Genomic DNA, 15,371 nt, shown 5'->3' with positions numbered 1-15,371 from the left:
TCATTTTACTCCTAAAAAACTTACTATATGGCTAAAAAAAGCAAATTTATATCTCAAAAAAACAATAATAAACTCCAGGAAATTGGTCGTTTAATATTGAATTTTATGAATAAAAACTCCGCTAAAATCTACAATTATAAGCAGATTTCAGATGGGATTGATTATAAAAATCCCCGACAAAGAGAACTGGTTATTCAGTCGATCCATAAGCTTCTTGCGGACTCCCGAATCAAAGAAACCGAGAAAGGGAAATATATCATCAGTCTTAATATTGAAGGAACTTTAACCGGAACAATCGACTTCAACCAGGCCGGAAATGCCTATGTAAGAGTTGATGGAGTCAATGATGATGTTTTTATCCATTCCAAAAATGTGAAAGACGCCATACAAGGAGATAAAGTACTCATTGTCACCTATAATTTCAAAGGTAAAAAAATGGAAGGCTCCGTTTTAGAAGTGCTCGAAAGAAAACGCGACACTTTTGTAGGAACTTTTCAACTCATTAAGCATAAAGAATTTGGTTTTGTAGTATGTGATAAAAAGCATATCAATACCGATATTTTTATTCCTTTAGGAAAAAATGGCGGCGCTAATGAAGGAGATAAAGTCGTTGTAAAAATGACAGAATGGAGATCGGGCGAAAAAAATCCGACAGGTGAAATCATCAGCGTTTTAGGAGTTCCAGGAGATCATGAAACCGAAATTCATTCCATTTTAGCAGAATATGGATTGCCGTATAGTTTCCCGGAAGAAGTAGAAAGAGAAGCTCAGGAAATCGATCAGAGGATCTTAGAAAGTGAAGTAGAAAAGCGACGTGATATGAGAAATATCTGCACTTTTACGATCGATCCCAAAGATGCCAAAGATTTTGATGATGCCCTTTCTATTCAAAAATTAGAAAACGGAAACTGGGAAATTGGCGTTCATATTGCCGATGTTTCGCATTACGTCGTACCCGGAACTTTGTTGGATGAAGAAGCTTATGAGCGTGCAACTTCTGTTTATTTGGTTGATCGTGTAGTTCCGATGCTTCCTGAAGTGTTGAGCAACCAAGTTTGTTCACTGCGCCCGAATGAAGATAAATATACATTCTCCGCAGTTTTTGAACTGAATGAAAACTCTGAAGTTCAAAATGAATGGTTTGGTAGAACTGTAACGCATTCTGACCGAAGATTTTCATACGAAGAAGCGCAGGAAAGAATTGAAACACAAGAAGGTGATCTTACCGAAGAAATTTTAGTTTTAGACCGATTGGCAAAAATTTTGCGAAAAAGAAGAATCGACGATGGAGCCATTACTTTCGACCGCAGCGAAGTGCGTTTCAACTTAGACGAAAACAGCCAACCTATCGGTGTTTACTTTAAAGTGAGCAAAGATTCCAACCATTTAATTGAAGAATTCATGTTGTTGGCCAACCGAAAAGTTTCAGAATTTGTTTCTCTGAAAAAAGGCGGTTCTCCTTCAGATCTTACTTTTATTTACAGGATTCACGATGATCCAGATCCTACTAAATTAGAAGCTTTGCGTGATTTTGTTGGAACTTTCGGATACAAAATGGATTTGGCAAATACAAAAAAAGTAGCACAATCTCTCAATCAGTTATTGAGTGATGTGAAAGGAAAAGGTGAAGAAAATATGATCGAAACTTTAGCGATGAGATCGATGAGCAAAGCCATTTATTCTACCGCACCAATCGGACATTATGGTTTAGGATTTGCCTATTACTCGCACTTTACCTCTCCAATTCGACGATATCCTGATTTAATTGCACACCGGTTATTGCAACATTATCTAGACGGCGGAAAATCCGTAAACAAGGAAGAAATCGAGGTGAAATCCAAACATTGCAGTTCGAGAGAAAGATTAGCTGCAGATGCAGAAAGAGATTCCATCAAATTCATGCAGGTTAAATTCATGGAGAAACATTTGGGAGAAGAATTTACTGGCGTTATTTCTGGTGTTGCAGATTTTGGTTTCTGGGTTCAGATTCCAGAAAATGGTGCAGAAGGTTTAATTAAACTTCGGGATCTTATGGATGATTCGTACTCTTACGATCAAAAAAATCATTTAGTACAGGGAAGCAGAACAGGAAATCAATACCAATTGGGTGATAAAGTGACCATTAAGGTTATGAAAGCTAACTTAGTTCAGAAGCAACTGGATTTTAAAGTCGTTAATTCTTAAATATTTTTTATTTTAATAATTAACGGAGATTTCCTAAAACTTAAGATCATTTTCTATGTTAGAACTCATTTTCTCCGCAATTGGTTTAGGAATTATGCTGAGTCTGGTATTTATCGGTCCCATATTTTTTCTGCTGATTGAAACAAGTTTCTCCAGAGGGCCAAAACATGCTTTAGCCTTAGATTTAGGAGTGATTTTTGCGGATATTTTATGCATTGCTGCTGCTTTTTTTGCCAGTGGTGATTTGGTTGAAATAATTGATAAACATCCCGGTTTTTATCGGATTACCGCCTTTATTATTTTAATTTATGCGGTTTATATGATCGTTTCTAAAACCAAAATGCACTTAGCTGGAGAAGAAAAAATGATCAATCAAAACTATCTGAAAACTTTTTTAAACGGTTTTTTCTTTAATATTCTCAATATTGGTGTAGTTTTATTCTGGTTGGTTACCGTAATTTCAGTCCGAAATGCATATCCCGCAATCAATGATTTTCTGTTGTATATGGCGCTTGTTGTGGGAACGTATTTGGTTATCGATTTTTTCAAAATTTATTTGGCAAAGCAATTTCATGACCGACTTACCCAAAATTTAACCAATATCATCCGGAAAATTGTCGGATTTATCTTGATAGGATTCAGTATTTTTATATTCTTACAGAGTTTCAAAAAATTCAATCAGTTCGACAGAAGGCTTGAAGATGCAGAGAAAACCGAGCAAAAAAAAATCTCCCAATGAAAGAAATAATTTTCCCTCAATCATTGAAAAAAGGTGATAAAATCGCCCTCATTTCTCCTGCAGGTGCGGTGGAAGAATCACAGTTAGAAAAGGGAATAAAGCTAATTGAATACAATGGCTATGAACCGGTTCTCGGAAAACACCTTTACACCAAATATTCAAATGGGTACAATTACGCAGGAACTGAGAAAGAGAGAATTAGTGAGATGAAATGGGCCTTTAATAATGAAGAAATTGGCGCCATTTGGGCTTCAAGAGGTGGTTACGGTTGCCAACATTTATTAAGGCATGTGCAACTTTCCAAATTCAAAAAAAAACCGAAATGGTACATTGGATATTCCGATAATACGGTTGTTCAAAGCTTTTTATTAAAAAATTATTTCGCTTCCATTCATGGTCAAACCATTAAAACATCAAGTTTTGGAGTGACCGATGAAAGTTACGACTTGATTTTCGATATTTTAAAAGGTAAAAAACCGACCTACTCTATCGCAAAAAATGAACTAAATAAAGTCGGAACTGCAGCAGGAACGTTGGTTGGTGGAAATCTCGCCTTAATTTATGCACTTTTAGGAACGACTTATTCTTTTAATTTTAAAGATAAAATCCTCTTTATTGAAGATATCGGTGAGAATTTTTATGCTTTAGATCGAATGTTGATCAGTTTAGATTTAGCCGGAGTTTTTCGAAATATCAAAGGGTTAATTATCGGTGGAATGACCAATATGGGCGATGAAAAAGACAATAAATCTTACGAAGAAAGCTTCGATCAATTTGCTTATAAAATCATTTCAGAACGTGTTTCAAAATATGATTTTCCGGTTGCATTCGGTTTTCCGAACGGACATATTCATGATAACCGACCTTTAATGATCGGTGCAAACATTACGATGAATGTCGCGGAAAAAGTTTTAATCGAATTCTAATGGAAATTCTCGAAATATCAAGATATATCTTTGCGGTTCTGTTGATAACCGCCGGAATTTTGCATTTTGTAAAACCAAAATTTTACCTAAAAATAATGCCTGCTTATCTACCAAGTCATTATTTGTTGGTCATTTTGAGTGGAATTGCAGAGATTATTTGTGGTGTTTTGTTGCTTTTTCCTCTTACTCAAACCATTGCAGCTTACTTAACGATTGCTTTGTTAATCGCAGTTTTTCCGGCAAATATTGAAATGTCGCGAAAATATTATTTGAAAAAAAAGAAAGGATTTTGGTTCACTTTATTAAGATTACCTCTTCAGTTTTTAATGATTTGGTGGGCTTTTCAATTTGTTAAATAATGGCAGAACACAATGATTTTGGAAACCTTGCAGAAGATTTAGCTGCAGATTATCTTACCCAAAAAAACTATAAAATTTTGGTCAGAAACTTCCGTTATCAAAAAGCGGAAATCGATATTGTAACCGAATTTGAGGACTTAATCGTCGTCGTAGAAGTGAAAGCTAGAAGTTATGATACGCTCATCGAACCTCAAGAAGCGGTAACAAAAAAGAAAATAAAATCAATTGTTCTTTGCACAGATTTTTTCCTGAGAGAAAGAAACTTAGATAAAGAAGTGCGTTTTGACATTATTACCGTACTTCCGGATCAATCAGGTAAATTACAAATCAACCATATCGAAGATGCTTTTCAATCTTTCGATGCAAATTAAATACAGAAGAAAATGAAGACAGCATTAATTACAGGAGCAACTTCCGGAATTGGAAAAGCCACCGCAGAACTTCTTGCAAAAAATAATTGGCGACTGATTATTTGTGGCCGAAACGCAGAAGTTTTAAGTCAAATGAAAGCCGACCTTTCGGTAACTACTGAAATTTTCACTTTAAATTTTGATATTCGCGAATTTTCCCAAGTCGAAAAAGCCATTAATTTAATTCCCGAAAACTGGAAAAAAATTGATGTTTTAATCAATAATGCCGGAAATGCACACGGAATGGATTCTTTAGAAAATGGAAATATTGATGATTGGGACGCCATGATGGATGGAAATGTGAAAGGAATTCTCTACATTTCAAAACTTTTAATTCCAGGAATGAAAGCGCAAAAATCTGGGCATATTGTAAATATTTCTTCCACCGCCGCAAGACAAACCTACGCAAATGGAGTGGTATATTGCGCTTCAAAAAAAGCAGTAGATGTGATTTCGGAAGGAATGCGATTAGAACTCACAGAATTTGGAATAAAAGTCACCAATCTACAACCAGGATTAACAGAAACCGATTTCTCTAAAGTGCGTTTCAAAGGAGATGAAGAACGTGCGAAAACGGTTTATCAAGGATTTCAAGCTTTAAAACCAACCGATATTGCCGATGCAATTTCCTACTGTATCCACGCTCCGAAACACGTTTGTATTTCAGATTTAACCATTTATCCAAGCGCACAAGCCGAATCCAGAACGGTTTATAAAAATGCTGGATTGTAATTAATTATTCCCTTTAATTTGTTTTTGAAAATGAAAATACTTCACCTCGAAACTTCCTCCAAAAACTGTTCTGTAGCTATTTCTGATGGCGATGAAATTTTATGTGTTTGCGAAGAAATTTCAGAAAATTATAAACAATCAGAAAGCTTACACACCTTTGTTCAGTGGGCTTTAGAAGGTGCAAAAATCACTTTAAATGATTTAGATGCCATTAGTTTAGGAAAAGGACCGGGTTCTTACACGGGATTGCGAATTGGCGCATCTTCTGCGAAAGGTTTTTGCTTCGGGTTACAAATTCCACTCGTCGCTGTAAATTCTTTAGAAACCATGATTCAGCCTTTTTTAAACAAAGAATACGACTTCATCATTCCAATGATTGATGCAAGAAGAATGGAGGTTTATTGCGCCGTTTTTGACGGTAAATCGGGTGAAATCTTGGCTGAAACTGAAGCGAAAATTTTGGAGGAGACTTCTTTTCATCAATTTGAAGGGAAAAAAGTAATCTTCGTTGGTGATGGTGCAATAAAAGCAAAAGAAATACTCCAGATTTCTAACGCAGATTTTGATGGTACAATATTCCCTTCCGCGAAATATTTAATTGAGAAAGCTGTTGCCAAATTTGAAAAAAAAGAATTTGAAGACGTTGCTTACTTTGAACCTTTTTATTTAAAAGATTTTCAGGGAGTGAAGAAAAAGAAATCTCAGTAATTCATTTAAGTTGAGGATCGTGTGGCGATCAATTTCGACGGTTCTAAAATATAAAAAAAGCGAAGATCAATCTTCGCTTTTTAAGTTTTAGAGCTTCCTTTCAACGGATTTTGTAGGTTCCATCTGACTTGCTTTTGGAGATGGTATTTCATTTTTTTCAACACGATTCGGAGGACGTCGCAAAACAGGTTCTGCATTGGGTTCTTTCGGAACAGGAGCGCCGGTTTCTTCCTCTTTCTTGTCTGGAATTCCTGGACCTCTGTTATTCAGTTTATTTCCATGCTCGTCTGTGTTTTCTATGGTAATGTCGCTTTTCAAATATTTCAACATTTCTTTTGCTTTTTCACCCTCAACTGTTCGTGCGTAGTTCAAGGCAATTTGCTCGAGCTGTAAAATCATAATTTCTTTTCCCGCAATTTTCCCCGAGTTAAAAGCATTGAGCAATGCAAACTTCGGAATGAGCGCATCTTTCGGAAATTTTTCTAGAGAAGATTCAATTAAAGTTTTGCTTTCCGTATATTTTTCTTTGGCGTACAAATCAAAAGCTTCTGCATATATTTTTTCAACTTCTTCAGAGGATTTAGCGAAGGTGTTATTTTTCGGATTTTTCACAAATTCCGCGTAAGAAGTGTACGGAAATTCAGTGAGAATCATTTCTTTTGCTCGATCTGCAGCGCTTGGATTTTTTTCATAATTAAAGGCAAAAATTTGATAAAGGGCTTGAAGTTTTAAATCATCTTCTGGTTTAGAATCTACTAAACTATAAAGAGTTTTGGTCGCAAGCGGCGTATCGGAAAAATACGATTCATACATTCTGCCTAAACCTAAACTTGCGGTGTCTCTCGCTTTTTTCAGGGCAAAAATATCTTTTTGATCGGTCGGAATCTTTTCAATATAAAAACCTGGCTCTAATCTTCTTGGATCGGGTGCATTTGCAACTCCCATCGCTTGGCTTTTTAGATCTTCGATCGTGTTGCTTCGTGCAGAGGTTCGCCAATTATCGTTTAACGAGCGGTTTCCCCATAATTGCTTAAAGCTCGCTTCACCCTTTGAAACCGTGCTCAGATTAGCAAAATAAAAGCCTCCTTTGTTGTCTCCAAAATCCTGAAATCCACCGGTATTTCCCGCAAAAAGTGAATTCGCAGAATAATCTCCGGTATCAAATCCTTTGCTGCGTTCTGCTCTTTTTTTCTCTAGTTCTTCCTTGGCTTCTTTGGCTTTAATTCCCTCAATATATCGCGTGAAAAAGGCGATTCTTTCTGTTTCAGGCATGCTTGTCAATGCCAAAATACTGTCATTTTTTTTGATCAAGTAATAATTCTTAGAAACCTCTTTGATGTTTTTTGACTGTTCTGTTAATAGTATTTTTGAAGGTTCGTAATTCATGACAGCCAATGCAGAATCATAGTATGCACCTGCTGCGAGGTAATCGCTGTCTTCAAAATAGGCTTTTCCGATCTCAAAATAATTCAGTCCTCGAATTTGGGGATCAGAAATTTTTTCTTTCAAGGACTGAGCGAAGTACGCTTTAGCTTCCTCTTTTTTTCCGGCTTTATTGGCCATTAAACCCAATGCGTAAAAGAATTCATTTTTTCTTGAAGCGTATGTCCCTTTTTTACTGATTTTTGCTAAATAATCTTTTGCTCCCTCATAATCATCGTCTTTTCCATTAAAGGTTTTAGCAATTTCAATTTGTGATTTTACTTCGAACTCAAAGTTGTTGGCGTTTTTGTATGCGGAAACAAAACTTTCTCTTGCTTCTTCGTTCTTTCCTAAATTGGCCAAAATCTGTCCTCTCAGGAACGCTATTCTACTGCGCAGTTTTCGGTTTTTATTCAGGGTATAAGCATTTTCCAATTCAGCCACCGCATCTTCTTTTTTTCCGGCATGAAGTAGCATTTCGGAATAATAAACACTGAGCAATTTGCGCTGATCCTTTTTGAGTTTTTCTTTTTTCAAATCTGCAAAAACCTCTTCGGCTCTTTTGTAGTCCTCCATTTTTGAATACGCCAAACCTTGGTATATTTTGGCTAAGCGAATTCTTTTATCTTTCGGCATATTCGAAAATATATAATTCAATCCATCCAAAGCTTCCAGTGGTTTATTCTGATAAATCCTTGATTGAACCAATAATATATTTGCGTCGAAAATTTTCTTATTTTTTTCTACACCGCCTTTCATTACAGAATATTTCTCGATAGCTTTTAGTGCTTTTGCTTCCGAAATTTCTAAAATAGTGGCACCCGTTTTTGTCTCAGATGGGTTAGAAAAAGGTGTTCTTCCTTTCCCTGCTCCACTTGCGGCACCCGGAATTCCAGGACCGTTTCCTGAAGATGCAGGATCTTCATTCAATATTTCTACCGAACCCAAATCACTTCCGAGAGGTTGCTCATCGTACGTTAGCAATTGAATATAAGGCGCATAAAAATTATCTTTGTGTGCTTTGTCTCGGTTTTTTAATTCTGTTTCCAGCGCATCTTTGCTGTTAAAAAGCGTATTATAATAGGCAAAAAACCCTTTCATGAAGGTAGAACTATTCTTCTTTTTTTGCGAAGAACAGGAGCTTAGAAGGGTGATTGTGATTAGAAAGAGTATTGTTTTTTTCATTATTTCATAATAACATTTTAATCGGCACTTTAGTATAGTGCATATCGATAAATTTCTTGTAAAAATAATGATTTTTTGTTTTTAGAAGCTACTTATTGAAAATCTTTTAAAACGGAGTACACCAAATGCGTCGGGAATCCCATAATCGTATAATAACTTCCTTGCATTTCTGTGATTTTAGCCATTCCGAGCCATTCCTGTATGCCGTAACTTCCTGCTTTGTCGAAAGGTTTGTAATTTTTGATATAGAAATCGATTTCAGCTTCCGATATTGCGTCAAAGGTTACCTTTGCAAAATCTGTTTTAGAGATGTTTTTTTCTACACTTCTGATGGTAAAAGCGGTATAAACCTGATGCGTTTTTCCTGAAAGTTTCTGCAACATTTCTTTTGCATCCGACTCGTTTTTAGGTTTTCCTAAAATTTGGTTTTCTAAAGCCACAATGGTATCTGCAGTAATTAATACTTCATTTTTCTCTAAAGTTCTAAATGCATCTGCTTTTAATACGGAGAGGTATTCTGCGATTTCTTCAACCTGTAAATTTTCCGGATAAATTTCGTCGCATTCGATGGAAACAACCTCAAAATTAAATCCTAAATTTTGCAGGAGTTCTTTTCTTCGGGGCGAATTGGAGGCTAATAATAGGTTCATGAATAATTTTTAGAATTTGTAAAAATATTTGTTAAGAAGTTAAATGCTTTGTGTGTGATCTTCAATCCATTTTCCCTGAATTTTCATCACCTGTTCAATCACGTCGCGAACTGCGCCTTTTCCACCTTCGATCGGAGAAATGTATTCTGAGATTTCCTTTACTTCCGGAACTGCATTTTTGGGACAAGCAGAGATTCCAGAAATTTTCATAATATTCATATCTGGAAGATCATCTCCCATTGTTAAAATCTCTTCGTTTTTTAAATCATATTTCGACTTAAAATCCTCAAAATCAATCGCTTTATTAGGCGATTTTGCGTAGTAATCTTTGATTCCGAGATAATTGATTCGGTGGCGAACTTCTTCATCATTTCCACCGGTAATTACGCCGATCAAATAATTATTTTTTAGGGCTTTTACAACAGCATAACCATCGAGAACATTCATCACTCTGCACATATTTCCGCCGGGTAAAAGATAAACACTTCCGTCCGTAAAAACACCGTCAACATCGAATACAAAAGCTTTTATATTTTTTAGTTTTGTTTTATAACTCATACATTTTTTTTATAGATTCGTTCATTACTTGGTAAATTTTGAGATGCTCTTCCTCAGTAATTAATGCTTCATGAAGTTGTAGGATCTTTTCATCATTTCGAATTGCGGGTCCAGTTTGTGCTAATTTTGGCTCAATTTTTTCAATTTTTAAAGTTGTTTCTTTAATTAAAGGCAAAAAATAGTCAAATGGAATGTGTTGAGAATCTGAAATTTCTTTGGCCCGTGCAAAAAGATGATTCACAAAATTACAGGCAAAAACTGCAGTTAGATGAATATATTTTCTTTTTTCATAATCGCTTTTCATTACTTTTTCAGAAATTTTTAAAGCTAGATTTTCGAGGATTTGCGAATCAGCTTCATTTTCAGCTTCTACGAAAAAAGGAATCTCTGAATATTGCAGCATTTTGGATTTGGAAAAGGTTTGCAAAGGATAAAAACTGGCCTTTCGATAATTTCCTTCTAAAATTTCTTTTGGTAAAGAACCAGAAGTGTGTGCAACCAAACTATTTTGATTCTTAATATTTTTTGAGATTGCTGCAACTGCATCATCATTCACTGCGATGAAATAGAGTTCTGCGTCTGCCAATTCAGTGGTGGAAAAGGGAATTTCAAATTGTTCGGAAATTTCTTGCAAATCCTTTTCATTTCTACCAAATATTTGAGATATTGGAATGTTTTTTTCCTTAAACATTTTGGCCAAATGATAGGCTACATTTCCGGAACCAAGAATCGCGATCTTCATTGAATTAAATATAAACAAAGATAATTATTTTGTTTTGGACTCAATATTGAAATACTTATTTAACTTTTAATTAAATTTATCATCAAAACACTGAAAGCATCGGAATGAAGATTAATGAAACCGAAATTATCGAGTTGATGTCGAGCGAGAAAACCCGTGAAAAAGGAGTTCGTTCGATGATGGATGCTTATCAGAGTAGGTTGTATTGGCATATCCGGAGATTAATTGTAGATCATGATTTGGCGCAAGATGTTTTACAAGACACCTTTATCAAAGCTTATCAGAATTTTCATCAGTTTAAGCAAGATAGTCAACTTTATACGTGGTTGTACAGAATTGCAACCAATGAATCTTTACAGCAATTGAATAAGCTGAAAAAAATGCAAAAAAGTGAGGAAGGTTCAGACTTTCATCTTCAGAATTTGGTTGCAGAAAATGTTTCAGCAGAGGCCGATGAAATACAAATCTTGCTGCAAAAAGCAATTCAGTCTCTACCAGAAAAACAAAAACTGGTATTTACGCTCAGATATTACGATGATTTACCCTACGAAGAGATTTCAAAAATTGTCGATATGTCGGTTGGAACTTTGAAAACCAATTACCATTACGCCAAACAGAAAGTAGAGGATTATATAAAATTAAACTTCACAGGATAATGTTTTTTCAGTTTTATAACAGCAAAGCTAAGTCTTGGAGAAAATAAAAATTAGCAGATGAAAAATTTAGATATTGAAAAATTGGAACGTCAAAACGTTTACAGAGTTCCCGATCAGTTTTTCGAGGAAATGCAACTCAACGTTTTATCAGAAACGAGGCCCAAAAAAGAAGCGAAAATTATAAAATTGAATTGGGCTTATTCTGCCGCAGCAGCAGTCGCGTTACTTTTCGGAATTACTTTCTTTGTGAATCAACAAGATGCTGATACAGATTTAGTTAGCTCTGAAAAACAAATTGCTAACAATGTTAGTGTCGTTGCAACAGATTCATTACCAGTTGATAACCTTGAAAAACCAACGGTTGTTTCAACACCAAATGCAGAACAGGACTTAACCAATGTTGTCGCTACGAATCAAACAGAAAGTACGGCTCCAGGTGATATTGTTGAGCAGAAGAAAAGTAGTTTGGGAAATCAAGAGAAAATTTCTACTTTCCAAAATAGTGATTCTCAAGTAGATCAAATACTTGCTAATTTTTCCTCCGCTGATTTAGCCGATTTAGGAAAAAATACCGAGCAAGATGTTTATCTGGATTTGTATAACTAAAAATAAAAGGAAGATGAAAAAGATTTTGTATTTGCTGATCATCCTGTTTTTTACCTCATTTAACAGTTTTGTTCAAGCACAGAAATATGATTGGAAAACGATGAAACCAGACCAAAGAAAGGTCATTATACAGAACATGAGTCCACGCGAAAGAAAGACGGTTTTGCAGGAATTTAGAGAAAACATGATGGTTTCATCATTGGCTGTCCCACAAAATACACAAAGCGATTTTAAAACTTTGTATTCTGAATATCAGGAAAAGCAAAACTCCATTAAAAGCAAATTCAAATCTGGCGGTGATTACGAAAACATGAGCGATGAAGAGGCTAAAAAACAGCTCAACGAAAGTTTCGAAGTTGGGCAGCAACTTTTAGACAACCGAAAAATATACGCTGAAAAATTTTTGAAAGTCATCAAACCACAGCAAGTACTTCAAATGTATCATACAGAAGGAAAGATTCGGAACAAAATAATAGAAAAAAAACAAGACGAACCACAAGATCCGAGTTCGCAGCGCAGAAGACCATAATAGTTTATTTTTTTAATGTTTGAGCGACCTCTACAAATTTTTGTAGAGGTCGTTCTTTTTTGGGAAATCCATCGCAAGTCACGGCTCAAATTTTCATCAAAGTCAACTAAAAAACACTAAATTTGCAAACTATCATATAATTAATGAAAAACATAAGAAATTTTTGCATTATTGCACATATTGACCACGGTAAATCTACTTTGGCAGATCGGCTTTTGGAATATACCAATACAGTTACTTCCAGAGAACTGCAGTCTCAGACTTTAGATGATATGGATATTGAGAAAGAACGTGGAATTACCATAAAATCTCACGCCATTCAAATGGATTATGAATTGAATGGAGAAAAATATATCCTCAACTTAATTGATACTCCAGGACACGTCGATTTCTCTTATGAAGTTTCCCGTTCCATCGCAGCTTGTGAAGGTGCGCTTCTCATTGTAGATGCCGCGCAAAGTATTCAGGCTCAAACGATAAGCAATTTATATTTGGCTTTAGAAAACGATTTAACCATCATTCCGATTCTGAATAAAATCGATTTACCTTCTGCGAATCCAGAAGAAGTAACCGATGAAATTATGAACCTTATCGGTTGTGAGTATGAAGACGTTTTACGCGTTTCCGGAAAAACCGGAGAAGGGGTACATGAACTGTTAGAACACATTGTCAACAGAATTCCTGCACCAGTTGGAAATGAAGATGGTCCGCTTCAAGCCTTGATTTTCGACTCTGTTTACAATCCTTTCCGTGGAATTGAAGCGTACTTTAAAGTCGTAAACGGAAGCATTAAAAAAGGACAACGGATCAAATTCATGGCGACGAACAAAATGTACGAAGCCGATGAAGTGGGAACTTTAAAATTAAAACAATTAGCAAAAAAAGAAATTAAAACCGGCGATGTTGGTTACATCATTTCCGGAATTAAAGATGCACGCGAAGTAAAAGTAGGAGATACGATCACCACTTTTGAAAACGGCGCTACTGAACCAATCGACGGATTTGAAGAAGTAAAACCTATGGTTTTCGCCGGAATTTATCCCATCGAATCCGAGGATTTCGAAGAACTGCGTTTCTCTTTAGAAAAACTGCGTTTGAACGATGCTTCTTTGGTTTTCGAGCCAGAAAGTTCGGCTGCACTTGGTTTCGGTTTCCGTTGCGGATTCCTCGGAATGCTGCACATGGAGATCGTTCAGGAAAGACTCGACCGCGAATTTAATATGGATGTGATCACGACCGTTCCAAACGTTTCGTACCACGGTTATACCAAAAAAGATCCGGAGAAAATGATCCTGATCAATAATCCTTCCGAAATGACAGATCCGATGACGATGGATCGCGTTGAAGAGCCCTTCATCAAAGCTTCTATCATTACCAAGTCCGATTATGTGGGTCCTGTAATGACTTTATGTATCGAAAAACGTGGGGAAATTGTGAACCAAAGTTATTTGACTTCAGAACGGGTAGAACTTGTTTTCAATATGCCTTTAGCAGAAGTTGTTTTCGACTTTTATGACCGTTTGAAATCGGTTTCCAAAGGATATGCATCTTTCGATTACCATCCGATCGGTTTCCGCTCTTCAAAATTAGTGAAGATGGATATTTTGATCAATGGCGATATGGTCGATGCACTTTCCTCATTAATTCACGATAGCAACGCGTATTACATCGGAAAAAGAATGTGCGAAAAATTGCGCGAATTGATCCCAAGACAACAGTTTGATATTGCAGTTCAAGCCGCTTTAGGAGCCAAAGTAATTGCAAGAGAAACCATCAAAGCTTTACGAAAAGACGTTACCGCAAAATGTTACGGTGGAGATATTTCCCGTAAACGTAAATTGTTGGAAAAGCAGAAAGAAGGAAAGAAAAAGATGAAGCAAATCGGTAGAGTAGAGGTTCCACAATCGGCATTTATGGCGGTTTTGAAGCTGAATGACTAGAATAATTGGGGCGCCAATCCCGATAGTTATCGGGACCGCCCTCCGTTCCCGCTTTTTTTGTCATTGCGAACAAGGTGATTTAATCCGTTACATTTTTTCGGATTCGAAATAACAAAAAAGAGCTCCACTCAGGTCGGGGCGCAGATTTTCGCTTCTTCAAAGAACATATAAAACAACAAATTCCTGGATTCGTTCAGGAATTTTTTTATTTAATTTCATACACCATTCTCTGCTGTTCAAATAATTTCGGATTTATATATCCTTCAAATTCTTCCGACAAGAAATAATATGTTAATCCTATTCTAAATTTTGTTTTTTCTTTTCCTTGAAAATAATTCACAGAAAAAATAATAACTTCATCAGGATTTAAAATCCAAAATCTTCTGTTAAACATACTGTCACCACAAATAAATGCATTGTCATTCCATATAAGTTGCCACTTGTTATTCTTGTTATGTGCAAAAGTCGCTAAAGACTTCATCTCAGGAAGAATAAGTTTTTTACCAGATATGTTTTTAATAAAAACTGGAAAAGATTTATATGCTTTAATTTTGTTAGTAGAATCAATTACAAAATGCGGAATTGTATCTTTAGGTTTTACTACAATTTCTAAAATATCGTTAGTAAGAGAATCAAACTTAATAGGTTTGGTTGAAAATTGAATCCTATCAAAATCACCTAGAAAATACTTTTTACGCATTTCGTTGAAAACAATTGAATCTTTCTTGTCACTTTCTGTTTTCAAATAAAAATTTGGTGGTGGAGGTGGAGCGGGAAACATTGAATCATAATATTTTATAGGAATCGAATCTTTTATTTTCCCCACATAAATAACTGAAGAACCATATTCATGCACTCCTTCATTAAATTCTTGAAATTTTGTTTCAATTTTAGAATTATTAGTTAAAACAATATCATCCGCAAAAGATTTCTTTTTGCAACTAATCAAAATAATTGAGAATAAGAAGAGTTTCAAGTAATTCATAAGTTAATAAAGATAATGTTTTTTGTATTTTCGTTAAAAT

The 15,371-nt window shown here is 35.4% G+C and carries 16 protein-coding genes; 11 read left to right on the top strand and 5 right to left on the bottom strand.

The genetic code is table 11. The features are described 5' to 3' along the window. Positions 1 to 27 precede the first annotated feature (27 nt). From rnr to tsaB, 7 genes are read left to right on the top strand one after another with little or no spacing between them, the layout of a single operon-like run. Positions 28 to 2,184 (top strand): ribonuclease R, encoded by a 2,157-nt coding sequence (gene rnr, locus BW932_RS07075; RefSeq protein WP_076386782.1) that lies wholly within the window; start codon positions 28 to 30, stop codon positions 2,182 to 2,184. A gap of 55 nt (positions 2,185 to 2,239) precedes the next feature. Then, positions 2,240 to 2,923 (top strand): LysE family translocator, encoded by a 684-nt coding sequence (locus BW932_RS07070; protein ID WP_076386781.1) that lies wholly within the window; start codon positions 2,240 to 2,242, stop codon positions 2,921 to 2,923. Beyond that, positions 2,920 to 3,849, top strand: coding sequence for a S66 peptidase family protein (locus BW932_RS07065; protein WP_076386780.1), 930 nt, complete (start codon positions 2,920 to 2,922; stop codon positions 3,847 to 3,849). The genes BW932_RS07070 and BW932_RS07065 overlap by 4 nt, the downstream gene beginning before the upstream one ends. Beyond that, the gene (locus BW932_RS07060; RefSeq protein WP_076386779.1) at positions 3,849 to 4,208 is read left to right on the top strand and encodes a DoxX family protein; all 360 of its coding nucleotides are present in this window, start codon (positions 3,849 to 3,851) and stop codon (positions 4,206 to 4,208) included. Before BW932_RS07065 ends, BW932_RS07060 begins: the two co-directional genes overlap by 1 nt. Beyond that, entirely contained in the window at positions 4,208 to 4,579 is a 372-nt protein-coding gene (locus BW932_RS07055) for a YraN family protein (protein WP_076386778.1), read from the top strand. Before BW932_RS07060 ends, BW932_RS07055 begins: the two co-directional genes overlap by 1 nt. 12 nt (positions 4,580 to 4,591) lie before the next feature. After that, a complete protein-coding gene (locus BW932_RS07050) occupies positions 4,592 to 5,350 on the top strand; it encodes an SDR family NAD(P)-dependent oxidoreductase (protein ID WP_076386777.1) in 759 nt (252 codons plus the stop codon). Positions 5,351 to 5,380: 30 nt separating this feature from the next. Then, positions 5,381 to 6,058, top strand: coding sequence for a tRNA (adenosine(37)-N6)-threonylcarbamoyltransferase complex dimerization subunit type 1 TsaB (gene tsaB / locus BW932_RS07045; RefSeq protein ID WP_076386776.1), 678 nt, complete (start codon positions 5,381 to 5,383; stop codon positions 6,056 to 6,058). 87 nt (positions 6,059 to 6,145) lie between these two features. On the opposite strand, the gene porW is transcribed toward tsaB, so the two are convergent. From porW to BW932_RS07025, 4 genes are all read right to left on the bottom strand, one after another. After that, positions 6,146 to 8,665 (bottom strand): type IX secretion system periplasmic lipoprotein PorW/SprE, encoded by a 2,520-nt coding sequence (porW, locus tag BW932_RS07040; RefSeq protein WP_185113913.1) that lies wholly within the window; start codon positions 8,663 to 8,665, stop codon positions 6,146 to 6,148. A gap of 92 nt (positions 8,666 to 8,757) precedes the next feature. Then, a complete protein-coding gene (locus BW932_RS07035; RefSeq protein ID WP_076386775.1) occupies positions 8,758 to 9,315 on the bottom strand; it encodes a Maf family protein in 558 nt (185 codons plus the stop codon). A 39-nt stretch (positions 9,316 to 9,354) separates the two neighbouring features. After that, a complete protein-coding gene (locus BW932_RS07030) occupies positions 9,355 to 9,873 on the bottom strand; it encodes a KdsC family phosphatase (RefSeq protein WP_076386774.1) in 519 nt (172 codons plus the stop codon). Further along, entirely contained in the window at positions 9,863 to 10,615 is a 753-nt protein-coding gene (locus BW932_RS07025) for a Rossmann-like and DUF2520 domain-containing protein (protein ID WP_076386773.1), read from the bottom strand. The genes BW932_RS07030 and BW932_RS07025 overlap by 11 nt, the downstream gene beginning before the upstream one ends. 104 nt (positions 10,616 to 10,719) lie before the next feature. Between BW932_RS07025 and BW932_RS07020 the strand changes: the two genes are divergently transcribed. The 4 genes from BW932_RS07020 to lepA all read left to right on the top strand — a co-directional run bounded on the left by BW932_RS07020 (position 10,720) and on the right by lepA (position 14,346). Further along, entirely contained in the window at positions 10,720 to 11,271 is a 552-nt protein-coding gene (locus tag BW932_RS07020) for an RNA polymerase sigma factor (protein ID WP_076386772.1), read from the top strand. 57 nt (positions 11,272 to 11,328) lie between these two features. Further along, positions 11,329 to 11,877 (top strand): hypothetical protein, encoded by a 549-nt coding sequence (locus tag BW932_RS07015; RefSeq protein ID WP_076386771.1) that lies wholly within the window; start codon positions 11,329 to 11,331, stop codon positions 11,875 to 11,877. 13 nt (positions 11,878 to 11,890) lie between these two features. After that, positions 11,891 to 12,406, top strand: a complete 516-nt coding sequence (locus BW932_RS07010; RefSeq protein WP_076386770.1) for a hypothetical protein — start codon at positions 11,891 to 11,893, stop codon at positions 12,404 to 12,406. A 143-nt stretch (positions 12,407 to 12,549) separates the two neighbouring features. Then, positions 12,550 to 14,346: a translation elongation factor 4 gene (gene lepA / locus BW932_RS07005; protein WP_076386769.1), complete on the top strand. Its 1,797-nt coding sequence runs from the start codon at positions 12,550 to 12,552 to the stop codon at positions 14,344 to 14,346. Positions 14,347 to 14,551: 205 nt separating this feature from the next. On the opposite strand, the gene BW932_RS07000 is transcribed toward lepA, so the two are convergent. Continuing rightward, positions 14,552 to 15,331 carry a hypothetical protein gene (locus BW932_RS07000; RefSeq protein WP_076386768.1) on the bottom strand — a complete coding sequence of 260 codons (780 nt, stop codon included), beginning with the start codon at positions 15,329 to 15,331 and terminating at the stop codon, positions 14,552 to 14,554. Positions 15,332 to 15,371: the final 40 nt, after the last annotated feature.

Origin of the sequence: Kaistella chaponensis, assembly GCF_900156725.1 — a bacterium.
Classification (GTDB): domain Bacteria; phylum Bacteroidota; class Bacteroidia; order Flavobacteriales; family Weeksellaceae; genus Kaistella; species Kaistella chaponensis.
Note: the sequence above shows the minus strand (reverse complement) of the source record. Positions and strands in the feature narration are given on the sequence as shown.